24 protein-coding genes are annotated in these 26223 nt (G+C 45.0%); 8 read left to right on the forward strand and 16 right to left on the reverse strand.

The annotated features are described in order from the left end of the window. Positions 1 to 232: 232 nt before the first annotated feature. Together RJ41_RS04875 and RJ41_RS04880 are read left to right on the forward strand one after the other, a co-directional pair. The gene (locus tag RJ41_RS04875) at positions 233 to 2422 is read left to right on the forward strand and encodes a M3 family metallopeptidase (RefSeq protein WP_039217735.1); all 2190 of its coding nucleotides are present in this window, start codon (positions 233 to 235) and stop codon (positions 2420 to 2422) included. Between the two features lie 393 nt (positions 2423 to 2815). Then, positions 2816 to 4726, forward strand: a complete 1911-nt coding sequence (locus tag RJ41_RS04880) for a methyl-accepting chemotaxis protein (RefSeq protein ID WP_039217738.1) — start codon at positions 2816 to 2818, stop codon at positions 4724 to 4726. A gap of 60 nt (positions 4727 to 4786) precedes the next feature. Here the strand turns inward: RJ41_RS04880 and RJ41_RS04885 are convergent, their stop codons facing one another. Next, positions 4787 to 5374, reverse strand: a complete 588-nt coding sequence (locus tag RJ41_RS04885; protein WP_039217740.1) for a hypothetical protein — start codon at positions 5372 to 5374, stop codon at positions 4787 to 4789. Positions 5375 to 5574: 200 nt separating this feature from the next. After that, positions 5575 to 6429, reverse strand: a complete 855-nt coding sequence (locus RJ41_RS04890) for a hypothetical protein (RefSeq protein WP_039217780.1) — start codon at positions 6427 to 6429, stop codon at positions 5575 to 5577. A 208-nt stretch (positions 6430 to 6637) separates the two neighbouring features. Here RJ41_RS04890 and RJ41_RS04895 point away from each other — a divergent pair, with 208 nt between their 5' ends. Continuing rightward, a complete protein-coding gene (locus RJ41_RS04895) occupies positions 6638 to 8452 on the forward strand; it encodes a cation:proton antiporter (protein WP_039217742.1) in 1815 nt (604 codons plus the stop codon). Positions 8453 to 8719: 267 nt separating this feature from the next. On the opposite strand, the gene RJ41_RS04900 is transcribed toward RJ41_RS04895, so the two are convergent. Then, complete coding sequence (locus tag RJ41_RS04900) at positions 8720 to 10030, reverse strand: 3-deoxy-D-manno-octulosonic acid transferase (protein ID WP_039217745.1); 1311 nt, start codon at positions 10028 to 10030, stop codon at positions 8720 to 8722. A 129-nt stretch (positions 10031 to 10159) separates the two neighbouring features. Between RJ41_RS04900 and RJ41_RS04905 the strand changes: the two genes are divergently transcribed. Together RJ41_RS04905 and RJ41_RS04910 are read left to right on the forward strand one after the other, a co-directional pair. Beyond that, on the forward strand, positions 10160 to 11233 hold the full coding sequence (locus RJ41_RS04905; RefSeq protein ID WP_039217748.1) for a glycosyltransferase family 9 protein: 1074 nt from the start codon (positions 10160 to 10162) through the stop codon (positions 11231 to 11233). 1 nt (position 11234) lies between these two features. Beyond that, positions 11235 to 12341: a glycosyltransferase family 4 protein gene (locus tag RJ41_RS04910; RefSeq protein WP_039217749.1), complete on the forward strand. Its 1107-nt coding sequence runs from the start codon at positions 11235 to 11237 to the stop codon at positions 12339 to 12341. A 249-nt stretch (positions 12342 to 12590) separates the two neighbouring features. Here RJ41_RS04910 and rpsQ read toward each other — a convergent pair whose 3' ends face one another. From rpsQ to rpsJ, 11 genes are read right to left on the reverse strand one after another with little or no spacing between them, the layout of a single operon-like run. Then, positions 12591 to 12848: a 30S ribosomal protein S17 gene (gene rpsQ / locus RJ41_RS04915; protein WP_012516966.1), complete on the reverse strand. Its 258-nt coding sequence runs from the start codon at positions 12846 to 12848 to the stop codon at positions 12591 to 12593. Beyond that, positions 12848 to 13039, reverse strand: coding sequence for a 50S ribosomal protein L29 (gene rpmC / locus RJ41_RS04920; protein WP_012516965.1), 192 nt, complete (start codon positions 13037 to 13039; stop codon positions 12848 to 12850). Before rpmC ends, rpsQ begins: the two co-directional genes overlap by 1 nt. Beyond that, complete coding sequence (gene rplP, locus RJ41_RS04925; protein WP_012516964.1) at positions 13039 to 13449, reverse strand: 50S ribosomal protein L16; 411 nt, start codon at positions 13447 to 13449, stop codon at positions 13039 to 13041. The genes rpmC and rplP overlap by 1 nt, the downstream gene beginning before the upstream one ends. Before the next feature lie 2 nt (positions 13450 to 13451). After that, entirely contained in the window at positions 13452 to 14156 is a 705-nt protein-coding gene (rpsC, locus tag RJ41_RS04930) for a 30S ribosomal protein S3 (RefSeq protein ID WP_014947978.1), read from the reverse strand. A gap of 9 nt (positions 14157 to 14165) precedes the next feature. Then, the gene (gene rplV, locus RJ41_RS04935; protein ID WP_014947977.1) at positions 14166 to 14498 is read right to left on the reverse strand and encodes a 50S ribosomal protein L22; all 333 of its coding nucleotides are present in this window, start codon (positions 14496 to 14498) and stop codon (positions 14166 to 14168) included. A gap of 11 nt (positions 14499 to 14509) precedes the next feature. Beyond that, a complete protein-coding gene (gene rpsS, locus RJ41_RS04940; protein WP_012516961.1) occupies positions 14510 to 14785 on the reverse strand; it encodes a 30S ribosomal protein S19 in 276 nt (91 codons plus the stop codon). 15 nt (positions 14786 to 14800) lie between these two features. Further along, complete coding sequence (gene rplB / locus RJ41_RS04945; RefSeq protein ID WP_014947976.1) at positions 14801 to 15625, reverse strand: 50S ribosomal protein L2; 825 nt, start codon at positions 15623 to 15625, stop codon at positions 14801 to 14803. Between the two features lie 14 nt (positions 15626 to 15639). Then, entirely contained in the window at positions 15640 to 15939 is a 300-nt protein-coding gene (gene rplW, locus RJ41_RS04950; protein WP_039217760.1) for a 50S ribosomal protein L23, read from the reverse strand. Further along, positions 15936 to 16541 (reverse strand): 50S ribosomal protein L4, encoded by a 606-nt coding sequence (gene rplD, locus RJ41_RS04955; RefSeq protein ID WP_012516958.1) that lies wholly within the window; start codon positions 16539 to 16541, stop codon positions 15936 to 15938. The genes rplW and rplD overlap by 4 nt, the downstream gene beginning before the upstream one ends. Before the next feature lie 18 nt (positions 16542 to 16559). Continuing rightward, positions 16560 to 17198, reverse strand: a complete 639-nt coding sequence (gene rplC, locus RJ41_RS04960) for a 50S ribosomal protein L3 (RefSeq protein ID WP_014947975.1) — start codon at positions 17196 to 17198, stop codon at positions 16560 to 16562. Positions 17199 to 17216: 18 nt separating this feature from the next. Then, complete coding sequence (gene rpsJ, locus RJ41_RS04965) at positions 17217 to 17528, reverse strand: 30S ribosomal protein S10 (RefSeq protein ID WP_010179497.1); 312 nt, start codon at positions 17526 to 17528, stop codon at positions 17217 to 17219. A gap of 431 nt (positions 17529 to 17959) precedes the next feature. Between rpsJ and RJ41_RS04970 the strand changes: the two genes are divergently transcribed. Next, a complete protein-coding gene (locus tag RJ41_RS04970) occupies positions 17960 to 20176 on the forward strand; it encodes a GspE/PulE family protein (protein ID WP_084081759.1) in 2217 nt (738 codons plus the stop codon). A 208-nt stretch (positions 20177 to 20384) separates the two neighbouring features. Here RJ41_RS04970 and acnA read toward each other — a convergent pair whose 3' ends face one another. Beyond that, positions 20385 to 23102, reverse strand: coding sequence for an aconitate hydratase AcnA (acnA, locus tag RJ41_RS04975; protein ID WP_039217767.1), 2718 nt, complete (start codon positions 23100 to 23102; stop codon positions 20385 to 20387). Between the two features lie 448 nt (positions 23103 to 23550). On the opposite strand from acnA, the gene RJ41_RS04980 reads away from it, so the two are divergent. Together RJ41_RS04980 and gpmA are read left to right on the forward strand one after the other, a co-directional pair. Next, a complete protein-coding gene (locus RJ41_RS04980; RefSeq protein WP_240485732.1) occupies positions 23551 to 24042 on the forward strand; it encodes a cupin domain-containing protein in 492 nt (163 codons plus the stop codon). Between the two features lie 176 nt (positions 24043 to 24218). Further along, a complete protein-coding gene (gene gpmA / locus RJ41_RS04985; RefSeq protein WP_039217770.1) occupies positions 24219 to 24965 on the forward strand; it encodes a 2,3-diphosphoglycerate-dependent phosphoglycerate mutase in 747 nt (248 codons plus the stop codon). A 63-nt stretch (positions 24966 to 25028) separates the two neighbouring features. Here gpmA and RJ41_RS04990 read toward each other — a convergent pair whose 3' ends face one another. Continuing rightward, positions 25029 to 26030: a branched-chain amino acid aminotransferase gene (locus tag RJ41_RS04990; RefSeq protein WP_039217772.1), complete on the reverse strand. Its 1002-nt coding sequence runs from the start codon at positions 26028 to 26030 to the stop codon at positions 25029 to 25031. Positions 26031 to 26223: the final 193 nt, after the last annotated feature.

Raw genomic sequence — 26223 nt, forward strand, 5'->3', positions numbered from 1 at the left:
AGTGGTTTACGAGCTGCGGAAGACAGCTATTGGGAACGCGCGCAGTGTAATTTCCAACCAGCATAAAGCCAATCAAAATTTGACCAATTTCGACGAATTGCATATCAGCGCGATTTCTCTTCAAACCGCTGTACTGCAAGGAATTACGTTAAAGAGCATTTAACTTATTTTTACATTATCTTAAGATGGTTTTTGTCAAAAAACGTAAAGATAAAAACAGACAGGAAAACTTATGGGAAAATTTAAAACATCACTTACCGCTATGGCGGTTGTGGTTGCACTTGGTGCATGCTCAGAACAAAAGGCACCTGAGACCACCAGCACAGATGTACAAAATACAGCGACATCTCAACAAGCACAGTTTGATAACGTGCTGCTTCAAGAGTTTAAAGGCCCGTACGGTGGCGTGCCTGCTTTCGATAAAATGAATTTGGAAGATTTGAAGCCTGCGCTAGAAAAAGCCATGGAACTGAATCTTAAAGAGATCGAAGCCATCGCAAATAACGAAGCGCCACCAACGTTTGAAAACGTCATTGTTGAAATGGAGCGTGCAGGTGCAGAGCTTGGACGCGTATTCACGTATTACGGCATTTGGAGCTCAAACAAGTCTAGCCCTGAATTCCGCGAAATTCAGGCCGAGATGTCACCAAAACTGTCAGCTTTCTTCACGCAAATTACGCAAAATGAAAAACTCTTTGAAAGAGTGAAAACGGTGTACGAGTCTGATGAACTGAAATCGCTCACGCCAGAAGAACAGCGTATTACGTGGATGACTTACAACAGCTTCGCGCGCAACGGTGCGACGTTAGATGGCGAAGCGAAAAAGCGCTACGCTGAAATTAACCAAGAACTTGCTACGCTGCACACCAAGTTTTCTAACAACGTGCTAGCAGACGAAGAAAATTACGTTACTTATATTACTGAAGACCAGCTTGACGGCCTACCCGCTTCGTTTGTAAAGGCAGCTAAAGCGGCAGCCGAGTCTCGCGGTGAAGAAGGTAAATATGCGATTACCAATACGCGTTCGTCTATGGACCCGTTCTTGACCTACTCAACTAATCGTGAGCTTCGTGAAAAGGTATGGCGTACTTACTATAACCGCGGCGACAATGCCGACGAGTTTGATAACAACGATATCATTAAACGTATCCTAACCCTTCGAGATGAACGCGTTGAGCTGTTAGGTTACGAAAATTACGCACAGTGGCGTTTAGAAGATCGCATGGCGAAGAACCCAGAAAACGCCATGGATCTGATGATGAAAGTATGGCCTGCCGCTATTGCTCGCGTTGAAGAAGAAGTGGCCGACATGCAAGCCATTGCCGATGAAGAAGGTGCAGACATCACCATTGCCCCTTGGGACTACCGCTTCTATGCAGAAAAAGTACGCCAAGCGAAATACGACCTAGATTCAAACGAAGTAAAGCAGTACTTGCAGCTTGATAAGCTTCGCGAAGCCATGTTCTACGTAGCTGGTCGCTTGTTCAACTTCAACTTTACACCTGTTGAAGAAGGCAAAGTGCCGGTTTTCCATGAAGATGTAAAAGTATGGGAAGTAACAGATAAAGACAGCGGTGAGCATATCGGTCTTTGGTACCTTGACCCATTCTCACGCCAAGGTAAACGCTCTGGTGCTTGGGCAACCACGTATCGCTCTTACACCACGTTCGATGGTAAGAAGACCGTATTGTCTTCAAACAACTCGAACTTCGTGAAAGGTGCTGATGGCGAAGCTACACTTATCTCGTGGGACGATGCCGAGACCTACTTCCATGAATTTGGTCATGCACTTCACTTCTTAGCGTCAGACGTAAAATACCCGTCTTCGCATTCTGGCGTGCGCGATTACACTGAGTTCCAGTCTCAGTTACTAGAGCGCTGGTTGACCACCGATGAGGTAATCAACAACTATCTGGTTCACCATGAAACCGGCGAGCCAATTCCAGCAGAACTAGTTGAGAAGATTAAGAAGGCCTCAACCTTCAATGAAGGCTTCAAAACCACTGAGTACATGGCTTCTGCCATTATGGACCTGAAGTATCATACTACCGATCCTAGCAAGATTGACCCTGATACTTTTGAGCGTGAAGAGCTTAAGAAGCTTGGTATGCCAGAAGAAATCGTTATGCGTCACCGTTCACCTCACTTCGGTCACGTGTTCTCGGGTGAAGGTTATGCTGCGGCCTATTATGGCTACATGTGGGCAGAGGTTCTTACTGCTGACGCAGCTGAAGCCTTTATGGAAGCACCGGGTGGTTTCTACGATAAAGAAGTAGGCGATCGCTTAGTGAAATATCTATTCGCCGTACGAAACGCAATGGATCCAGCTGAAGCATATCGCAAGTTCCGTGGTCGTGACGCCAAGGTAGACGCATTGATGCGTGACCGTGGTTTCCCTATTCCTAAGGAAAGCAAAGAGTAAGTTAACGTCCTTACCCTTCCTAGGTCCTGTTGTTATTCGCTGTACATCAAAGAGCAACAGGCCCTAGCTGTGGCTAATTAAATATTTGGCTTCAGTACGCCATTGGCCCTCTTGTTTTCTTCGTAAAGCAGAGGGCTTTTTTGTAAAGCCTCATCTTTCTATTGACCTATTGGTCAATTATGCTTCACAATCTCTTTGCCCTAGCAAAAAGTATAAACTTTGCAGGGAAAAGGTCGATATCTTGTCTGCGCTTTAAAAATAATAATAGCACTAGCGTAAGAATCAGAGAGTAGTACTGATCCGCCTAGGACTCAGTATCAGACGTTGCTGTGCCTGCAATGCCACGTCATCCTTGATCATAAATTTCAGCATTAACTTACGTGGTCGAAAGTCATGACTTTCAGTATAAAACAAAAACTCATTATTTCTCTTATTGTGGCGGTGCTCGCTGCTGCTATTCTTGTAGGTTCTATTAGCCAATGGATTGCCCGTGATCTCGTTAAAGAGAACATGGAAGAACTTCAGCTTCCTTCATTACTTAAACAGGTTGGTAACCGCGTAGACAGGGAAGCAAGTGTAATGCTTACCGTTGCTCACGGCATTGCTTCAAACCCCGACATTCTTGCTTGGTCATCGGCAGGCGCAGATAGCGCTGGCGAACGCCGTCTCCTTAGCTATTTATCTAATATCGTTGAATTTAACGATTTAACGGTAGCCTCATTTGTAGACAGAACCACCTACAAATATTGGAACCAAGATGGTTTCTTACGGGTGCTACAAAACGATGAATTTGATGGGTGGTTTTTCGCTTACAAAAATAGCGGCGAACCAATTTCACTAAGCCTATACAACGAACCGGGCCAAGGTTACCGACTTTTTGCGAATTATCAGCAAGTAAACGGCAGAGGTATGTCGGGTGTCGCTAAATCGGTCGATGAGCTGCTAGATATCATCAATGCGGTGAAAATTGCGCAAACCGGCTTTGTCTTTCTTGTTGACGGAAACGGCACCATTATCGCTCACCCCAATACCGAGTTATTGGGTAAGGCTAAGTTAGCGTCAATAAGCGATTCAAGCACAGCGGGGCAACTACTCAATCGTCAGGGCTTTGCTATGGCCACCAGCGACGCGGCAGGCGACACGCAACTGTTTGCCAGTACCTACGTGGAAAAAGCCGGTTGGTACGTGGTTGCACAAGTACCCGAGCATGAGCTTTACGCATCACTAAATGCAGGCAGCCGCCAGATTATTATTTGGGCTTTGGTGATAGCAGGCGCTTTCGCACTTATTGGTATTTGGCTAGCAGGCACGCTTACCAAACCACTTGAATCACTGGCCGATGTTTTCCAGCAGCTTGGCAGAGGACAAGGCGACTTACGCTCTCGTATACCAATGCCAGAACAAAAGGAAATTGCCCGATTAGTGGAAGGGTTCAATAACTTTATTGATCACCTTCACGGCACCATTTCGCAAGTGGCGAAAACAAGTCACGCACTAAAGGCGTCAGCACAAGATGTTGCGAAGCAGTCTCATCAAACAGAAAACTCTACCAAGAGCCAGCGCGATCAAACCTTACAGGCGGCAGCCGCGCTAACAGAGATGGGCAGTACGGTAAATGAAGTAGCCCAGTCAGCTACCCATGCTGCGCAAAATGCGAATCTGGCTACAACTAATTCCGCTCACGGTCGAGAAATTACCCAACGTGCAGTACACGCGATAAACGGTCTTTCGGGTCAAATTCAAGATGTGTCTCGGGTTATTCAATCGCTAGATGAACATACCGCAGCTATTGGCGGTATCCTCGATACCATTCGAGGTATTTCAGAGCAAACCAATTTACTTGCGCTAAATGCTGCTATAGAAGCAGCGCGGGCTGGCGATCACGGCCGAGGCTTCTCAGTCGTTGCTGATGAGGTGCGAACACTTGCACAACGTGCCGCTCAAGCGACTGATGAAATACAGGTGAAGATCGATAAGTTCCAGCAAGACTCTAAATCTGCCGTTTCGCAAATGGAGTCAAGTCGCGCACGCACAACCGATGTGGTAACTGCAACCAATGAAATAGACAAACTGCTTCAAGATATCGCCGAAGAGATTGCGCACATTAATGATGTGAACACGCAAGTGGCGACGGCTACGGAAGAGCAAGCTACGGTGGTTGAAGATATCAGTCGAAACATTAATGACATTAGTGCATCAAGTGAAGAAACCCTGAATGCGACTAAGATATTGGTTAGCGTGAGTGACAAGCTAGATGAACTGGCGCAAGAACTCTCGTCTGAAGTGAGCAGATTTAAGCTTTAAGTTTACTTATGTCTTATGAATGGCAACGCGGTGAGATAACACAATCTTATGCGCCATCATTTAGAAAGTGATGGCGTATTCTACTTTTACTTGATTGTCACGGCTGGAGCGCCATGGCAATTGCATTGATGCTCCTTCACTTTCCCACGACTCTCTCATAGCTCCAACAGTAAGAAGGTGCTTGTCTTCGTTAAATGGAATTTCTACGTAAAGGCCTGCTGATGTACTGGTAGGCAGACGAATTGTATCGGCAACCGGAATGCTCATCTCATGACGGGGGCGTACTTTATGGCTTAACCCCAACCGATAATCACCTCTATCCCACCAGCTAACCACTTCAAATTCGTGGCTTCTGACACGCTGAGACATAACGCCGTAATCAAGCAGCCCTTTGTTGTAATGGACAATGGCTTCAACGTTAAACATTGGCGCCAGTCTTTGGCTGAACGCTAATTGATATTGCTTCTGCTTACAGCCTTTGAATTTAATCTTATTTTTGGTGAGGGTCAGAGAGAAGGTATCGTCGCTGTCCGAATATTTGTTGAGCCATTCTTGTGCCTTTTCGACCACAGAGGCATTAGCTGCACCCGCCAATAAAAACCATGGAAAAAAGCACATTGCTAAAAAGGACTGGTTTAAGCGTCTCATTTTTCGCTGCCTCTCAAATTGTGGTTGGCTACAACTTATTCGATCACAATTTCAGTATAGACAGGAAAGTAGGCAGTTGGGTATTAGCCATTTTACTAACATCGACTAAAAGATAACTTTAAAGGAATGGTGATGAGTCACACAAACAGTGACGGCTTAAGCACACGAAAAGCGAGCCGCGCTGACATGTCAGAGGGCGCTTACCTTGATACAACCTTTGAGCTAGATAGAGATGCTTCGCGCTCTTCTGTCGCTTCCTCGCTAAACCAATAGGTGCCGTTAGTATCAACACACACGCCTTCAACTTGCTTATATTGTTTTATTGGCCAAATATTTAGAAGCGCATAGTCTTGCGAGATTTGTGCGATAAAGGTAGCAAAATTGCCAAAGGGATCTGATTTATAGCCTGTGATAACAAACCGGTCTTGGTGCCGGTCGAAGTCAACGCCCGTAACCACACCAGGCAGGCCATCAATCGATGTAAAAGGGCTAATAGTTTGTTCGCTCTCCCCTTCGTTCACTTTGTAAACATGAGTTATGCCCGTTCTCCAGCTTTTAGAGAACAAGAGAAGTTCATCACCATGCTTTACCATTGCCTCTGAATCAAAATCATGAGCGTATGGAATATTAATGTTAGCGTTATTACCCGCGTATTTTAGCGTAAAGGTGGTTATCTCATTTGCATTACGGCGACTTACTTTGTGAATCTCTACCTTTTCTCTATTGCCTTTGTTGTTTCCGACATCGGCTATATAAAACGACATGTCGTCAGCCGTTATAGCTTCCCAGTCTCTATTAGTAAGCGGTAAGCGCGTGCGCTCAATTATTTCACCTTGATAGTTAATGCGATAAATGACGGGCGCATTCCCGGAGTCGTTAAGCGAAAACATGCTATCGACGTCGCAAAATAAACCAGACGTTTCTGACAGTTCTTCAGGTAATTTAACAGTACTGTTCACAATCAATGAAGCAGTTGGAGTGGGATATTGAGTCGCGCATGCCGAAATTAGCAAAAGCGCTAGCGGTAAAAACGCAAGTTTAAAAATGCGGCTCAAAAAATAACTCCAGAATAAACGATAAGTACAAATAATAACAAAGCTTGAAGCATCAAACATGCATATTACAACGCTAAAGACAGTCTATTGGTCTAAACTTCTTACCCAAGCGTATATCTCTGTAAGCTTAACTTGTTCTAAAGTCTCAGTATGATAAATGATTAAGCTAATATACGATGGAACAATAACAACTTCTTAAGGACTCACTTTGTCAGACCCGCTTCTATCACTCGTTGCAGTAGGACTATTGTCCATTACCTGCCAATACTTAGCTTACAAAGTTAGGTTGCCCGCTATTCTGCCATTGTTAATTGTTGGTATCGTTGTTGGACCAGTGTTCGGTGTGCTTAATGCAGACGACCTGTTTGGCGACCTACTGTTTCCGGTTGTTTCTCTTTCCGTTGCTATTATTCTTTTTGAAGGGTCACTGACACTGAAGTTTAGCGATATTGCCGGTCATGGCAATATGGTGAGAAATCTATGCTCTATCGGTGTATTAGTCACCTGGGTGGTTGCGGCGACAGCCGCACATTATAGCCTAGACATTTCATGGCAGTTGTCCTTTTTGTTTGGTGCCATCGTTACTGTAACTGGCCCTACCGTTATTGTTCCCATGCTAAGGACAGTTAGACCAAAAACTAACCTTGCCAATATCTTACGTTGGGAGGGAATTGTTATCGATCCTATTGGTGCCCTGCTAGCGGTGCTGGTATTCGAATTTATAGTAGCGTCACAAGAAACAGCTATCACACATACGCTTATTGCCTTTGGAAAAACCGTCGGCATAGGGTCTGTATTGGGGCTTGCCTCAGGCTATCTACTTGGCTTATCTATACGCAAAGACTGGATACCTCACTATTTGCTTAACACCGCTGTGTTAACCGTTATTTTAGGTGTATTTGCTGCATCAAACTACGTAGCGCATGAATCGGGCCTTCTGGCGGTGACCATCTCTGGCATGGTGTTAGCCAATATGAAAGATGTTGATGTAGAAGACATCCTCGAATTTAAAGAAACCTTAAGCGTGTTACTTATTTCAGGCTTGTTCATACTGCTTGCCACCAGACTGAACTTACAGTCTGTCACCGATGTAGGATGGGGCTCGATTGTGGTGCTAGCCGCTATTATGTTTGTAGCCCGCCCCCTGTCGGTATTAGCTTCATCCATTGGTACTGGACTTAAACTTAATGAATTAGCGTTGCTAAGTTGGATTGCACCACGTGGTATTGTTGCTGCAGCAGTCTCAGCCCTGTTCTCTCTTAAGCTTGAAGAAATCGGCTACGAAGGAGCGGGCATTATAGTGCCTATCGTCTTTATGGTGATTATCGCAACGGTTGTGGTACAGAGCCTTACATCACGCACCGTTGCGTCGTTACTTAAAGTACGTGCCCCTGCCCCAACTGGCTACCTGATTTTTGGTGGCAGCAAATTTAACCGCGCCTTGGCGTGTGAAATGCTAAATCAAAAATTAGACGTGACGATTGCAGATACCAACTGGGATGCCATTAGAGAAGCGCGCATGATGGATATACCGGTGTATTTTGGAAACCCTATGTCCGATCATGCTGCTCGACATCTCGATTTAAACACCTTTGGCACTGTATTAATAATGTCGCCCTACAAACAATTGAACCCGCTTATTGCCTATCACTTTGAATACACTATGGGTAAAGACAAAGTGTGGGCGCTTACCAATAATGAACAGTCTACGCGACCTAGTCACCAAGTTAGCGAGCAGTATGCTAAAAAGCTTACGTTATTTGATGAGGGTGTTACCTATGGCTATTTAGCGTCAGCCATTGCCCGTGAATCTGCGGTTAAAACAACTCGGCTTTCGGAAGAGTTCACCTTTGAGCAATATACTAAACAGTATGGCGAGCGCGCTACGCCACTTATTGCCATTAACGCCGAAGGTAAAAGCTACACCTTTATTAACGGAAACAGCATTCAGCCCAAAGCTGGCTGGCGTGTTATAAGCTTGATTGAGCCAGAGCCTGAACAAAATGTAGAAGGGTCAAAGTAAGAAAACCTCCTGCCTCTCGGCAGGAGGTCTCTCCCTGGAAAACACGTAACACAGTGCCCTTTTTTAAAGGTGCATATTTATTTGGATTTTACTGCCGCTACGCTGTCGTAGGCTTTATAGCAAAGAGTAGACCAAAACAATAAAAGTCTAACTTTACAATCACTTACATTAATTTACACGTTCTAGCTTTACAGGCACCTCATAGAAAACCCCTAAATAGTGCACAGTGCGCACTATTTAGGGGTTCACTTTTTAACCGTAAAACAATTAGTTAACGTATTTTCGTATGCACTGAACAGTAGACTCGAGAGCACCGCTATTTTCTTCCAGGACTTTACGACCAGCTCGTCCAGCCTTTTCTCGCTCACTCGGGTTATGGATCCATCTATCCACAATCGTAGACATTGCCTTTCCACTTTCTACTTTTATCAGCGCGCCGCACTCTTCTAAGTAACTGCAGATAACCGGATTATTATAAGTGTGAGGTCCCATCATTATCGGAATAGAAAAGCTTGCGGGCTCTAGGGCATTGTGACCCCCTCTATCAGCTATGGACCCACCAACGAAGGCGAAAGAAGCCACTGCATAAGCATCGTTTAACTTTCCCATCTCATCGAGTAACACCACATTGGTATTTTCTGGTACGGATTGCACCTGAGAACTTCGAACATGGGGTAGCGACTTAGCTTCAATAAGCTTAGCTACTGCATCGAAACGCTCGGGGTGACGCGGAACAATAATTATTTTTAAGGAAGGGCTTTTTTGCCACAACTCTTTGGCCGCTTGAAGTACCGCTTCCTCCTCAAGGTCATGAGTACTCCCAGCAACAAGTATGGGATAATCCGCTTTATTCAAACCTAAAAACGAATGGCCCGGCGCTGTAGCAGAAGCAACTTGGTCGAACTTGATGTTGTTAGTCAGCGTAAGCTTTTCATCTGGAACACCAAGCCATGCGTAATTTGTGAAGTCGCGCTGCCCCTGGGCGCAAATATGGTAAAGCTTAGCGAGCATAGGGTTAAACAACTTACCAATCTTTTTATAACGTCTGGCAGACCTATCGGTCATACGAGCGTTAACGACCATTACAGGTATATCTCGTTTCCAGCATGCGTGAATAAGGTTAGGCCATAACTCTACCTCGGTAATTAGCACAGCTTTGGGCTGAATTCTTTTAAGCATTCCTGCCATAGCCATATGCAGATCGTAAGGTAAGTAAAAGTGATGCACATTGTTACCGAAGATCGCCCTAACACGCGCAGAGCCTGTAGGCGTAGTGGTGGTCACCGTAATTTGGCAATCGGGCTCGTCCGTCATGATGCGCTTAATCAAACAAGAAGCCGCAACCACCTCTCCCACAGAAACGCAGTGAAATAAGTATCCGTCTTTTTTAGGTGCATGTGCGACGAACCCAAAGCGTTCAAACCTTCTCCGGTTATAGTCTTTGTTTCTGGTGGTACCTCTTAGCAGCAACTGTAAAAAGGCGAAGGGAATAATGAACACCAATACCAGCGAATATCCCCATCGGCATATATCTTCAATTAGTGTGGGTTTGTAGCCGTTACGCTCGGCAGCAAACATAAATTGTCCTTAATGGTAAACATAAACGCATACATAACCGTTAATACAATGTGCGTCATTAAAGTGTCGTCAAACTGTGATGTTATTGCTAGCTAGTTAGCTTCACGTGAATTTCGAAAGCCTATTCTAATGCCTAAAGACGTACAACAAATTCTTTTCATCAGGCTTAGCGCAATTGGCGATATTGTAATGGCTTCTGGCCTACCGTCTAGCATTAAGCAAAGTTATTCCCAATACGGTAAACCTGTTGAATTAACCTGGTTAGTAGAAGCCCCCTATGCCGAATTAGTTAGCAATCACCCCTATGTCGACCACGTTATTGCGTGGCCAAAAAAAGAATGGCGCTCTCTATTAAAGGCTAAAAAATACTGGGCGCTTTTTAAAACTATTAAAGCATTTAGAAAGCAGCTCAGAGAAAAGAACTTCAAAGTGGCAATTGAAGCGCAGGGTCTGTTGAAAAGCGCGTTTTTCGCTTACATCAGTGGAGCTTCAGAGCGCATAGGTTTCAAAAGCAAGGAAAATAGCCAAAGATTGCTTACGCTCGCGCTAGATAAGCCAAGATCACAACAGATTAGCAGCGAATATCGGCATCTCGCTAAAACACTATATTCACTTTGCAGCGCTGAAAACAATGGTAGCCCAGACTATGAAATGAGCATCAGATCAAGTAGTGCTGCCATGCAGTCAGCGATAACGAAAATTAGTCACTTAGGCTTAACAGAACCCTTTATAGCCATCGCGCCTTTTACCACTCGTCCTCAAAAGCATTGGCCTTCTGAACACTGGCAAAATTTAATCCACAAGGTACGTAAACACTCTCATTTACCTATAGCCATTTTAGGAGGCCCTGGGGATGTTGCAAAAGCCGAAGCCTTAACCTTTGAATGTAATGGGGTAATTTCGCTGGCAGGAAAAATTAGCTTAGAAGAGTCTGTAAGTGTGCTATCGCTATGCGATGCGTTTGTTGGTGTAGATACTGGCCTCACCCATTTAGCTACAAGCTATAAAAAACCTACGGTTGCCATTTTTGGTTCAACAAGACCCTACACCATAACCGACAATGCGTATACCCATGTACTGTTTAAAGACATGCCTTGCGCCCCATGTAAAAGAAAACCCACGTGCAATGGACGCTTTGATTGCATGGCGCTAGTTACACCTGAACAAGTATTTAATCAGCTTAAATCATATATAAGCCACTAATATGAGCAATCAGCACTCTTTCGACATTAACGTTTTGCATATCGAATTGGGAAGGCATTTATACGGTGGTGCGAAGCAAGTGACTTATCTTATCGATGCGCTAGATAAAGACACTAGGTTTACCCAACATCTTATTTGTGCCGTGAATAGCGAAATCAGTCATTACAATTTTAACCGCTGTAAAACATTCTCTATTGGCTACAAAGGCGATACCGACCTGATGGGCTTTAAGCGTTTACTTAACGTTGTAAAGCGCATTAGGCCCGATGTGATTCACGTACATAGTAGACGCGGTGCCGATGTTTGGGGCGCACTAGCAGCAAAATTCACCGGAATATCGGCAGTATGCACCCGCCGAGTAGATAATACTGAAAGTAAATTGGCGCGCTTTAAATATCGTGAGTACGACGCTGTAATAAGCATTTCGGACGGTGTCCATAATGTAGTCTCAAAGCATTGCGATAAAGTGAAATACCAAGGAGTTATTCACTCTGCCGTTGATGAGGAAGAATACGGACAGCCTGCTGACCAGCAGTGGCTGAAGAGTAAGTTTAATATTCCACAGCAACACTTTGTTATCGCTAATTTTGCACAATATATCCCCCGCAAAGGGCAAGCCGATTTAATACTCGCTATGCGGGAGCTAACAGCGCAATTTGACAACTTAACTTGCCTTCTTTTTGGTAAGGGCTCTGAAGAAGAAAATTACAGACAGTTGATAGAAAAGCATAACCTAGAAAGTAGTGTAAAGCTGTGCGGGTTTACTCACGAAGTCGCTAACATTTTGCCTAATGTAGACGCTCTTGTTCACCCCGCCTACGCTGAAGGCCTTGGCGTTATACTTCTTCAAGCAGGGATAAGCAAATGTGCTGTTATATCAACTCCCGTTGGCGGAATACCGGAAATTATAAAACATAAGGAAACGGGTTTAATGGTGAGCCCTGGAGATATTAGTGGGCTTGTGCAAGCAATACGCTTATTGATAGCGGAACCCCAGGAAAAAATAGCATTAGGTAAAGCACTTCATCAGCATGTGAAGACACATTTCAGCATAGAGAATATGGCAAGTGAGTATACTGCACTATACCACCAGATTGTGAAAGCGTGAGCGAAAGGAAACACCACTAGTTTTTAACTATGGCTCATACGCTATCGTTAAACCAGAATTTTTACTGCCTGCTCTACAATTGCCAATTTAAAAGCAAGGGAGTAATCACCTAGACCACGTTTTGTTTTTGATTGCATTACACTATTTCAAAATAAGTTTGAAAAGTGTCAACGCTATTTAGGATGGGTCAAAGAAAACAAAAAAGCCGCTCGAAAGCGGCTTTTTTAAGACTTTGAAAAAAGTTAGCGATTAAACGCCAGCTTTTTCAACAACGTCAACTAGCATCCAAGATTTGTTCTTAGATAGCGGGCGACATTCACGTACTGTTACTACGTCACCTTGGTTGCACACGTTGTTTTCGTCGTGGGCGTGAAGCTTAGTAGAGCGCTTGATGAACTTCCCGTAGATTGGGTGCTTAACAAAACGTTCAACTACAACAGTGATGGTTTTATCCATCTTGTTGCTAACCACACGACCTTGTACTGTACGAATTTTTTGCTCAGTCATTACGCATCAGCCTTTTGAGTCAGAATGGTTTTAACACGCGCGATGTTACGACGTACTTTTCTCAACTGATCAGTTTTTTCAAGCTGACCTGTTGTGTGCTGCATGCGTAGGTTGAACTGTTCGCGTAGCAGGTTAATCAACTCTGCGTTCAGCTCTTCTACGCTTTTGTCTTTCAGTTCAGTCGCTTTCATTACATCACCGTCCGAGTTACAAAGGTTGTTTTAAATGGCAGTTTAGCCGCTGCCAATTCAAACGCTTCGCGTGCAAGATTTTCAGGAACACCTTCCATCTCGTAAAGAACACGACCAGGCTGAATTTGGCATACCCAGTACTCAACGTTACCTTTACCTTTACCTTGACGCACTTCAAGAGGCTTCTCAGTAATTGGCTTGTCAGGGAAAACTCGAATCCAAATTTTACCTTGACGCTTAACGTGACGAGTCATAGCACGACGCGCTGCTTCGATTTGACGCGCAGTCATTCGACCACGGCCAACTGCTTTAAGGCCGTAAGTACCAAAGGCAACAGTGCTACCCGCTGCGAAGCCGCGGTTGCGGCCTTTGTGCATCTTACGGAACTTCATGCGTTTTGGTTGTAACATGATTAGCCCTCTCGCTTAGCGTTGCGGCCTTTCTTCTTAGGTTGAGCAGCTGGTGCTTGCTCCTGAGTTGTAGGTAGACCACCTAGAACTTCACCTTTGAAGATCCATACTTTAACGCCGATGATACCGTAAGTAGTTGACGCTTCAGAGGTTGCGTAATCGATGTCCGCACGGAAAGTGTGCAGAGGAACGCGACCTTCACGGTACCATTCAGAACGTGCAATCTCTGCACCGCCTAAACGGCCGCTAACTTCAACTTTAATACCTTTAGCGCCTAGACGCATTGCGTTTTGAACTGCGCGCTTCATAGCACGACGGAACATAACACGACGCTCTAGCTGGCTAGAAATGCTGTCAGCTACTAGCTGGCCATCTAGCTCTGGCTTACGTACTTCAGCGATGTTGATCTGAGCTGGCACGCCGGCTAGCTTAGATACGTAGTTACGCAACTTCTCTACGTCTTCACCTTTCTTACCGATTACAACGCCTGGACGAGCAGTGTGAATAGTCACACGGATGCTCTTAGCAGGACGCTCGATCACGATTTTAGAAAGTGAAGCGTTCTTTAGTTGCTTAGTCAGATACTGACGTACCTGATGATCGTTATACAGGTTGTCTGCATAGTCTGCAGTATTAGCGTACCAGGTAGAAGTCCATGGTTTGCTGATACCCAGGCGTATACCTGTAGGATGTACCTTCTGTCCCATTATCTACTCCTAGTTATCCGCTACAACCACAGTGATGTGACTGCTGCGCTTGAAGATACGATCAGCACGGCCTTTAGCACGTGGCTTGATACGTTTCATAGTTGGACCTTCGTCAACGAAAACTTTAGACACGCGTAATTCGTCGATGTCTGCGCCTTCGTTGTGCTCTGCGTTAGCAATCGCAGATTCCAATACTTTCTTTACTAGCGCTGCGCTTTTCTTCGGGCTGTACGCAAGAAGCTCTAGAGCTTTCTCAACGTGCATTCCGCGAATTTGATCCGCAACCAAGCGTGCCTTTTGAGCCGACGTGCGGGCAAAACGGTGTTTAGCTAATGCTTCCATCTTCCTACCCCTTAACGTTTAGCTTTCTTATCCGCGACATGGCCGCGGTAAGTACGCGTTGGCGCAAATTCGCCCAACTTGTGGCCGACCATTTCGTCACTAATAATGACAGGTACATGTTGGCGACCGTTATGGACCGCAATGGTCAACCCAATCATATCTGGGATGATCATAGAACGACGAGACCAAGTTTTGATTGGTTTACGTTCGTTCTTTTCCACTGCAGCCTCTACCTTCTTCAGCAAGTGAAGGTCAATAAAAGGACCTTTCTTGAGAGAACGTGGCATGGTGAATCCTCGCTATTACTTGTTTCGACGACGTACGATAAGCTTATCAGTACGCTTGTTGCTTCGGGTTTTCTTACCTTTAGTAGGAACACCCCAAGGAGTTACTGGGTGACGACCGCCTGATGTACGACCTTCACCACCACCGTGTGGGTGATCAACCGGGTTCATGGCAACACCACGAACGGTAGGACGAACACCACGCCAGCGTGTAGCACCAGCTTTACCTAGTGAACGAAGCATGTGCTCTGCATTGCCAACTTCACCGATAGTGGCGCGGCAATCAGATAGAACTTTACGCATTTCGCCAGAGCGTAGACGTAGGGTAACGTAGTTTCCGTCACGTGCTAGGATCTGAGCATAAGCACCAGCAGAACGTGCGATTTGCGCACCTTTGCCAGGCTTCATTTCAATTGCGTGTACAACAGTACCTACAGGGATGTTACGCATAGGTAGAGTGTTACCAGACTTGATCGGAGCGTCCGAACCAGACTGGATTGCATCACCTGCTTGCATACCCTTAGGAGCCAGAATGTAACGACGTTCACCGTCTGCGTACAATACTAGTGCAATGTTTGCAGAACGGTTTGGATCGTATTCTAAACGCTCAACTTTAGCTGGAATGCCGTCTTTGTTGCGTTTAAAGTCGATTACACGGTAGTGTTGCTTATGACCACCACCAATGTGACGAGTGGTAATACGACCATTGTTGTTACGACCGCCAGATTTGCTGTTCTTTTCAAGCAAAGGTGCGTACGGTGCACCTTTGTGCAGGTCAGGATTTACGACCTGAACAACGTGACGACGACCGGCAGAAGTTGGCTTAGCTTTCAATAATGGCATTTCTAATCCCCTTCTTACTCAGCACCACCGACAAAGTCGATGTCCTGACCTTCTTTAAGAACCACGTAGGCCTTTTTCCAGTCGCTGCGCTTACCGAAAGACATGCCGTGACGCTTGGTTTTACCCTTAACGTTCACAGTACGAACACCTTCAACTTCAACTTCAAACAGTTTTTCAACTGCAGCTTTGATTTCGGCTTTGTTCGCGTCTTTAGCTACTTTAAATACAACTGTGTTGTTCGCTTCAGCAGCCATTGTAGACTTTTCTGAAACGTGAGGTGCTACTAGCACCTTCAGTAGACGTTCTTCTCTCATGCTAACGCCTCCTCAAGTTGTTTAACCGCATCAGCAGTCATTAGCACTTTTTCAAATGCAATCAAGCTCACTGGGTCGATGCCTGCTACGTCACGTACGTCAACTTTGTACAAGTTGCGCGCCGCTAGGAACAAGTTCTCATCAACTTCAGGAGTAACGATTAGAACGTCATTTAGTTCATATTCGTTAAGTGCAGAAATAAGAGCTTTAGTCTTAGGTGCGTCAACACCGAACTTCTCTACAACAACCAAACGGTCTTGACGGATTAGTTCAGACAAGATGCTCTTGATCGCACCGCGATACATTTTCTTGTTAACTTTTTGGTCAAAGTCACGAGGCTTAGCTGCGAAAGCACGGCCACCGCCAACCCAAATTGGGCTACGGATTGTACCAGCACGCGCACGGCCAGTACCTTTTTGACGCCATGGCTTCTTACCGCCACCACGAACTTCAGCGCGAGTTTTCTGCGCTTTTGTACCCTGACGAGCGCCTGCACCGTAAGCTACAACTACCTGGTGTACCAGGGCTTCGTTGAATTCACGTCCAAAGGTCGCTTCGGATACTTCAAGAGCGCTTTGCGCGTCTTTCAATGTTAATTCCATCAGTTCACTCCCCAGACGTTACGCTTTAACAGCTGGCTTTACGATTACATCGTTGCCAGTTGCGCCAGGTACGGCACCTTTAACTAGGATAAGGCCGTTCTCTACGTCAACACGTACAACTTCCAAAGACTGAGTAGTCACTTGCTTGTTACCAAGCTGACCAGCCATTTTCTTGCCTTTGAATACTTTACCTGGTGATTGGTTTTGACCAATTGAACCAGGAGCACGGTGTGACAAAGAGTTACCGTGTGTCATACGCTGAGAACTGAAGTTCCAGCGCTTGATAGCACCTTGGAAACCTTTACCTTTTGATGTACCAGTTACATCAATTTTCTTAGTGTCGTTAAAGATTTCAACAGTGATTTCACTGCCTACTTCAATATCGGCACCTTCGTTTTCTTCTAGGCGGAATTCTACTAGAGTGCGTCCAGCTTCAACACCAGCTTTAGCAAAGTGACCTGCTTCAGCTTTGTTGATGCGGTTAGCTTTCTTAGTTCCAGCAGTAACCTGAAGAGCGCGATAACCGTCAGTTTCCTCAGTACGAAGCTGAGTAACGCGGTTTGGGGTCGCTTCAATAACAGTCACAGGGATAGACGTACCATCTTCAGTGAAGATGCGAGTCATACCCACTTTACGACCGACTAGACCAATCGCCATTGTTATAACCCTCTCTTATTAGCCCAGGCTGATTTGAACATCAACGCCAGCAGCCAAGTCCAAACGCATCAACGCGTCAACTGTTTTATCAGTTGGCTCGATGATGTCTACCAAACGCTTGTGAGTACGGATTTCATATTGATCACGCGCGTCTTTGTTAACGTGCGGAGAAATCAGAACTGTATAGCGTTCTTTGCGAGTAGGTAGAGGAATAGGACCACTTACCTGAGCACCAGTGCGTTTCGCAGTTTCAACGATTTCAGCCGTAGACTGATCGATCAACTTGTGATCAAACGCTTTCAAACGAATGCGAATTCTTTGATTTGGCATCGATTAAGCTCCAATCGAAAGAACAAAAAAATTCACCCTTTCTCTTCCATTTTGTCCGGAAAGAAAGGATGTGCGTAAACCGATGGTTCCCAATCGGAACCCTGTTCTTTTTTCTAGCACGCCAGCAACAGGCTAATCAGTGATGATGAATCCGTTACTTCGGCAACCACCCTAAAAGCAGTGAGGTCGCGGCTAAAAATTACGTGCCCTAATTGGGCAGTGGGCGCGAATTATACAGAAAGCAGAGGGCAATGCAAGAGGCAGTTTGCTTTTTATACACACATTTTTACGCTATAACAGTGTATGTAACTGTCTATAAGTAGTATTGTTGCGGTTGAGGTATCAGTATATCTTGATACCCTAGCGTAAAACATGCTTGTAGCGCCCAGAAGCGTAAAGGAATAGGCGCCAATATTTTTAGTAGTGAGAATATGGAAGTAGTAAATAACCAGCAAACTTTTGCACAAATAAAACGCATCTTAAATAACCACTCTACGTTGCTAGATGCCTACAGCCTATTAGAACCCATGATACTCGGCTTGTTTGACGCTACTCGCATGAGTATTTTTCAGCGTCGTCGTCAGCATCAGGACTTGGTTGCCCGATTTAAAACAGGCAAGGAAACCCTAGAGATAAAAGTGCCAATTAGCCCCATGTCTATTGCAGGCTATGTTGCTTTATCTCAAAAAGCTGTAGTTATTGACGACCCTTACAATCCGACATTACTTCAAAGTATTCACCCACGCCTTCGTTTTGCCGACAAGTTCGACAAAGATAACGATTTCAGAACACAAAACATTCTCTGCGTACCAATAATGAACGCAGGTGTATTGATGGGTGTAATTCAAATCATCAACAAAGCAAGCGGCAGCTTTACAGAAGACGACCTTAAGCTTGGCAACGCATTAGCACTTATTCTTGGCGACAAGTTTAGATTCGAGTTAGGCGGCACTAATAACCCATTTGATCTTCTTGTACATAAGAGTTTGCTGGAAGAAGCAACCCTAGCCGATATCCAATCTTCTACGCCAGACATTCGCGCTTTAGTACAGCGCTTAGTTTCTGAACACCGTATATCAGAGGATGAAATCGGTAACTCCCTGTCTATTCACTATCAAGTTCCATTCATTTCTTATTTACCCGAAAAGTATCATAGGTTTGAAAATGAAAGTCGCCTGAATGTTTCTTATTTAAAACGGAACTACGTGGCGGTTATTGCCGATGCGCACGATAAACCCATTGTGCTAATGGCTGAGCCAAACAATGCTGCGCTCTTAATGGAAATTGAAAGCGCAATGGGCATAGATAGCTATGAAATTGCTGTGAGCTTGCCTAACCTCATTCTTCAATATCTTGGAGAAAATAGTGGTGGCGGTGGCCCTGGCGAGATGAGTGATATTCTTGATGAAATTGGCTCATCTACCGATGAAAACGAAGATCAAATTGACGAGCTTTCAGACGACGCACCTGCTGTCGTACGTCTAGTAAGTCGAATACTTCACGACGCTAAACGTCTAAATGCTTCAGATATTCATATAGACCCCGAAAAGAATGCGCCTACTCGTGTGCGTATGCGCGTAGATGGGGTGTGTCGGGATATGAACCAGGTGCCAAACTCGCACCATAATGCGGTGATTGCGCGTATTAAAATCATGTCGAATCTTAATATAGCGGAAAAGCGGGTTCCTCAGGACGGCAAACTCGCGTTTAGAATGAACGGTAAACTCGTAGAAGTACGTGTTGCTACTATTCCTACCGTTGCCGGCGAAGGCGTGGTTATGCGTATTTTGGCATCGGGTGGAGCTATGCCTATCGACAAGATGAATTTAGCCCCCACCAACCGTTCAAGGTTGGAAGAGATGATAAAAAAACCTCACGGCATCCTACTTGTTGTAGGCCCCACAGGTTCAGGTAAAACCACAACGCTTCACGCTATATTGGGATATTTAAATACGCCTGAAAAGAAAATTTGGACAGCTGAGGATCCGGTGGAAATCACCCAACCCGGCCTACAACAGGTTCAAGTAAGTCCTAAAATTGGCTTTAACTTCGCAGCAGCACTGCGCGCATTCTTACGTGCCGACCCTGACATTATTCTTATTGGTGAGATGCGTGATAAAGAAACTGCTCATGCAGGCATTGAGGCCTCGTTAACTGGTCACTTGGTTCTTTCAACACTACACACCAACTCGGCGCCAGAAACGATTACCCGTTTACTCGATTTAGGCCTTGATCCAGTGAACTTTTCTGATGCATGCGTGGGGATACTCGCCCAACGTCTTATTAGAACGCTATGTGGAAATTGTAAAGAGAAGTATATTGCGGATGAAAAAGACATGGCATTTATTGAACGCCAGTACGGTCAAGAACACCTCTCGGAACTTAATCTCCAAGCCCCTTTAGAGCTTTACAGAGCCAAAGGCTGTGAAGAATGTGGAAATACAGGTTACAAGGGCAGGACGGGTGTGCACGAGTTGCTGGGAATGACACCAGAGCTTCGCTCAATGGTTTATAAGGAAGCAAGCGTTTCAGAAATGAAATCACAAGCTGCCAAAGATGGCATGCGTACCTTGGTGCAGGACGCAATATTTAAGGTCGTTAAAGGCGATACGGATTTAGCGCAGGTTCAGATTATAGGTGGTGAATAAGCGCTAGAACCTTACGGCGAAGAATATATCACCCTACATTGCGTGGAAGCGCAAGATTTAAGATGTGAAAAGCGATCGGCTATCGGTTCGCATATAAAAGAAATTATTTGCGAAAAACGTTACTACTAATAGTCAGCTAAATTCAAATCAAACTGGAGTAAAGGCTGTGGTGCAAACACAGCCTTTACCGCGTTTTTAAAGTAAATGCTTATTTCTTAAGGTACTCTCGAATAACGTAGTGAAGAATCCCGCCGTTTTCGAAATAAGTAAACTCATTCGATGTATCAATTCTGATATCCATCATAAATGAAGTGGTTTCCCCATCATCGGAAGTAGCTTTGACTTCAACTTCGGTCTGCCCACGTTCAACAGCGTTAATAGAAAAAGACTCATTACCTTTGAGCCCTAACGAACTCGCGCTGTCACCTGACTTAAATTGAAGTGGCAGAATACCCATTCCTATTAAGTTTGAGCGGTGAATACGCTCATAGCTTTCGGCAAGTACCGCCTTCACGCCCATAAGAGATGGACCCTTTGCCGCCCAATCTCGGCTAGAGCCAGTACCGTACTCTTTACCACCAATGACAATTGCTGGTACGCCGTCATCTTTGTAACGCATAGCAGCATGGAAAATAGACATACTATCGCCACTTGGGAAATGTGTGGTTGCACTGCCTCTTGTGCCGGGTGCTAATTGGTTTTGAAGACGCACGTTAGCAAACGTACCTCTCATCATAACCTCGTGGTTACCACGACGCGACCCGTAAGAGTTAAAGTCTTTAGGCTCAACCCCTTGGGCCTGCAGGTACTCGCCCGCAGGGCTATCTTCTGCGATCGCGCCGGCTGGAGAAATATGGTCGGTAGTAATCGAATCGCCCACCTTAACTAGGCATCGTGCGTTTTCAATTGCAGTCAAAGCCTCTGGCTCCTTACCCATTACTTCAAAGAAAGGCGGATGCTTAATGTAGGTTGATTCTGGCCAGTCGTAGACTGATGTTTTACTTACCTGCAGTTCATTCCATTCACCGCTTCCTTTAAATACATCTGCATACTTTTCTTTAAACAAATCACCAGTGACGTTTTCCGCTATATATTGCTGAATTTCGTCTTCGGTAGGCCAAATGTCTTTTAGATATACTGGAGAACCATCACTCGCCTTACCTAACGGCTCTTTAGTGATATCTACATTCATGTTCCCAGCTAGCGCGTATGCTACAACCAGTGGTGGTGATGCTAGGTAGTTTGCAGCCACATCAGGATGGATACGCCCTTCAAAGTTGCGGTTACCAGATAAAACTGAGGTAACCGTAAGTTTCGCTTTTCTGATGGCGTCAGTTATGGAATCAGGTAGCGGCCCGGAGTTACCAATACACGTAGTACAGCCGTAGCCAACCAAGTTAAAACCTAGCGCTTCAAGCGGGTCCATAAGACCTGCATCTTCTAAATACTGAGTAACAACCTGAGAGCCAGGTGCTAATGAAGTCTTGACCCACGGCTTACGAGTTAGCCCTCTTTCCGCTGCTTTCTTCGCAAGCAAGCCTGCGCCAACAAGCACTGATGGATTTGACGTGTTAGTACAACTGGTGATAGCAGCGATTACAATAGCGCCATCTTCAAGGTTGAACTTGCTTCCTCTGAACTCCACGAATGAGTCGTGTTCTTCGTCCACCTCGTCTGTTGTGCCCAAACCCGCTTCTGCGATGAGATCAGTTTCTTCATCAAGTACTTTCACGTCAATTTGCGAACGATGCCACTCTTTAAATGCCTCTGCTGCATTATCGAGGGCAATTCTATCTTGAGGACGCTTAGGACCAGCTAGTGAAGGAACAACGTCGTCCAAGTTTAGCTCAAGGGTTTCATGATACTGGGCATCTTTTGAGTGGTCGTCGTGCCATAGGTGACTAAATTTCGCATACTTCTCCACAAGGGCAATTTGATCTTCGTCTCGGCCGGTGAGTCGCAGGTAATCTAGCGCAACATCATCAATAGGGAAAATACCGCAAGTAGCACCATATTCGGGCGCCATGTTTGCGATGGTGGCACGGTCTGCCGTAGTAAGATGCTTAAGACCCGGTCCATAGAATTCTACAAACTTTCCAACAACGCCATGTTCACGTAGTTGTTGTGTGATAGTTAGCACCATGTCGGTGGCAGTTACGCCAGCAGGTAACTTACCTGAAAGCCTGAAGCCAACCACTTTTGGTAATAACATTGTTACTGGTTGACCCAGCATCGCTGCTTCTGCTTCAATGCCTCCCACACCCCAGCCAAGTACGCCAAGGCCATTAATCATAGTGGTATGCGAATCTGTTCCCACTAGGGTGTCGGGGTAAACCAAGGTTTCCCCATCTTGCTCCTTAGTGAATGCGCAACGAGCAAGATACTCTAGGTTAACCTGATGCACGATACCGCGACCTGGGGGAACCACTTTGAAATTGTCAAAGCTAGACTGGCCCCATTTAAGAAATTGATAACGCTCTCTATTTCGCTGGATTTCAATGTCTGTATTCTTTTCAAGCGCATCGTCTTCAGCAAAGTGATCAACCATTACTGAGTGGTCAATAACCAGTTCTACTGGATTTAATGGATTAATCGCCTGAGCGTCGCCACCTAAACGATTAACCGCATCACGCATGGCTGCTAAATCAACAATAGCAGGCACACCCGTAAAATCTTGGAGGATGACGCGCGCGGGAACAAAAGACACTTCGTGGTCAACGTGATTGTCAGTGTCCCATTTTGCTACTTGCTCAATATCGTTACTATTTACGAACTCTTCATCTTCATGGCGAATCAGGTTTTCCAACAGAATTTTGATGCAAAAGGGAAGCCTGTCGAGCGCATATTTACTGCCTATACTGTCAAAATTAACCGCTTTGAAGTTTTTACCGTTTACATCAAGCTGCGAAAAAGACTTATATGTCATACGCTCACCATCCTTCTTTGCCTGTTCGTGAATATTGTGTACGTTTCAAGTTTACCAACGCAAGAAACGAGCAACGGGTATTGTCCCGCCGCCTTACTTGTCAATTTGTACGGCCTTAACATGAAAAAAAGTTCACCTACCTTTAGTAATGGCATCTGTTTTTAGGTGATTTTTTTAAAGGGATTCAGAAGTTCGGTTACAAACTCAAGCCAAATAGACGAAAGTGCGCCGCACTGCTTATGGCTAATTAAACTTAGCGCACTGTATTGTGACAATATTCTTTTGAAAATTTCGTGTGTACACAAAGAACTTGTTGAACAGGTCAATTTACATATATGCAACATTTCTGTTTTCTTATAACTCACCAAACGGTATGCTAAAAATCCGGTTAAACATTAAATGTCTTAATACATGCTTAGGAAGGCTTTGAGATATACAAGCCTTAGTAGTGAGCAATAACAATAATAACGAAGTTATCATGACACACCCGCTAGTTAAGAAGTACAACCTTGCACCTCACCCCGAAGGAGGTTTCTATCGTCAGGTTTTCCGTTCTGAAAACGAAACTAAATCCTTTGTGCACAATGCTAGTCGTCCCGCGCTTACTCATATTTATTTTCTTCTACTGAAGGGGCAAGTCAGCCGTTTTCACCGCGTTTTGCACGATGAAGTGTGGAATCACTATGAAGGGGCTCCCCTACAGCTGTTTCAACTTGAAAAACAACAGTTGTGGGAACGTCGTATTGGTGGTGGAAGCAACGATTACGTCGAAGTGGTTAAAGCAGGGAATTTTCAGGCAGCCGCAACGATGGGAGATTACTCTCTGGTGGGTTGTACCGTAGCTCCGGGGTTTGACTTTGAAGACTTTAGTTTCATAGAGGAGCCATCAATGAAAGAATGGATTAAAGTCGCACATCCTGACCTTACTCACTTTATATAATCATTCTCAAATGTTGGCGAAAAACACACATTTTACCTGCGATTTTGTACAAGCATAAACTGGATTTTTAAGCGCCAATCAAGGATGATAACAGCAGATTTTTAAATATACGTCTGAACGTCCAAACTTTGGAAACTCTCAGACTATTTCACTCTAACGCCGCAGGTAACCCAACTATGTATAAATTGGTACTTATTCGTCATGGAGAAAGTCAGTGGAACTTGGAAAACCGTTTCACAGGCTGGCACGACGTTGACTTGACCGACACTGGTGTAGCACAAGCAAAGACCGCAGGTCAGCTACTTAAAGATGCTGGATTTACATTTGATCAGGCTTATACGTCTGTACTTCTTCGCGCTATTAAAACACTTAATATTGCCCTTGAAGAAATGGGCCAACATTACCTTCCAGTTGAACGTCATTGGCGTCTGAACGAGCGTCACTATGGTGCACTGACAGGTCTAGACAAAGCAGAGACTGCCGCTAAGCATGGTGAAGAACAGGTTAAAATCTGGCGTCGTAGCTTCGACATTCCACCTCCGGCCGTTGAAGATGATAGCGAGCACTTCCCAGGTCACGATCCGCGTTACAACAATGTAGATACTGATATATTGCCACGTGGTGAAAGTCTTAAGCTAACTATCGAACGTGTACTGCCATACTGGCACGACGTTATTCGTCCAGACATCCAAGCAGGCAAGCGCGTAATTATTGCTGCGCACGGCAACAGTCTTCGTGCTCTTGTTAAGTACCTTGATGGTATGTCAGACGAAGAAGTGTTGGGTCTAAACATTCCTACAGGTGTACCGCTAGTATACGAGTTAGATGAAAACCTTAAGCCAATTTCTAAAGAGTACCTTGGCGATGCTGACGCTATCAAAGCAATGATGGATGCCGTCGCTAAGCAAGGCAAAGCGAAGTAATCGAATGCCTTTTTAGATACGAAAAAGCCTGCGTTCGCAGGCTTTTTAATGGGTCTTATTAGACTAGTTTGGTACTCTCACCAACCAATTGTGAGTGTCTTCTGCTTTACCCCATTGAATATCATTTAACGCTTGTCTTAGCTTCATCGTTACAGGGCCAGCTTCTCCGTTACCCACCTGATACTCTTTATCATTGTGAATAAAAGTACCTACTGGCGTAAGTACAGCCGCTGTACCAGACAGTGCAGCTTCAGTATTCGGTTTAGCTGAACGCTCTAGTAGCTCGTCTACAGTAATATCGCGCTCGCTCACCTTCATGCCGTGGTCTTTGGCAATTTGAAGAATCGTTGCTCGGGTTACACCGTGTAAGAAGCTAGAATCTAACCCTTTAGTAATGATTTCATCACCGTCGATAAGCAGGAAGTTAGCAGCTCCCGTTTCTTGTACATCGCCATTAGGGCAAAACAGAATTTGATCAGCCTGAACTTCTGCACGCGCTTTAAGAATAGGAGGCAACGCACTGGCGTAGTTACCACCGCTTTTTACCATTCCCATGTGCGGTGCACAGCGCATACCTGTTTCGTCTAGCAACAAGCGTAGTGGCTTCAAACCGCCGGCAAAGTAATCGCCAACCGGCGATAATAGAACGTATAGCATTGAACTTGCTGATGGTGCTGCCGCTTTACCAATAGAAGCTTCCGTTCCGATATGCGTAGGGCGGATATACATAGAACCTGGAGGCTCTGGAACCTCAGAGGCGTATTTTGCAACAATATCGATTATCATCTTTTCGACTTGCGTTTTGTCTATTTCAGGCAAGTTAAGCAGACGGCTACTTTGAGCGAAGCGCTCAATATTCTTATCCATTCTAAAAATATTGATGCTGCCATCTTCGTGCTTAAATGCTTTTAAGCCTTCAAAGCAAGTACTTGAGTAATGAAGTACGTGTGCACCAGGGTGTAGCTGAATACTATCTGCACTGACAAATTCGGTGTCAGTCCACTTATCGTTGACAAAGGTAGCAAGTGCCATTTGTGGCATGAATACTGTACCGAATACGGCCATTAGTTCGTCCTATTTACTTCGACTAGAAAAATACTCGACAGAGTTTACCAAAAAACGTTCACTTTGCTAAAAGTAAGTCAGATCTATTAAGGCTTTTATCGAATAAGAATGTCTATAAATACTGACAACACAAAAATAATGGGGTCAGAGTCGTGACTCTGACCCCATTTTTGTTTCTTCCAAACGCAAAAAA

It is taken from the genome of Alteromonas marina (genome assembly GCF_000808575.1).
Classification (GTDB): Bacteria; Pseudomonadota; Gammaproteobacteria; order Enterobacterales; family Alteromonadaceae; genus Alteromonas; species Alteromonas marina_A.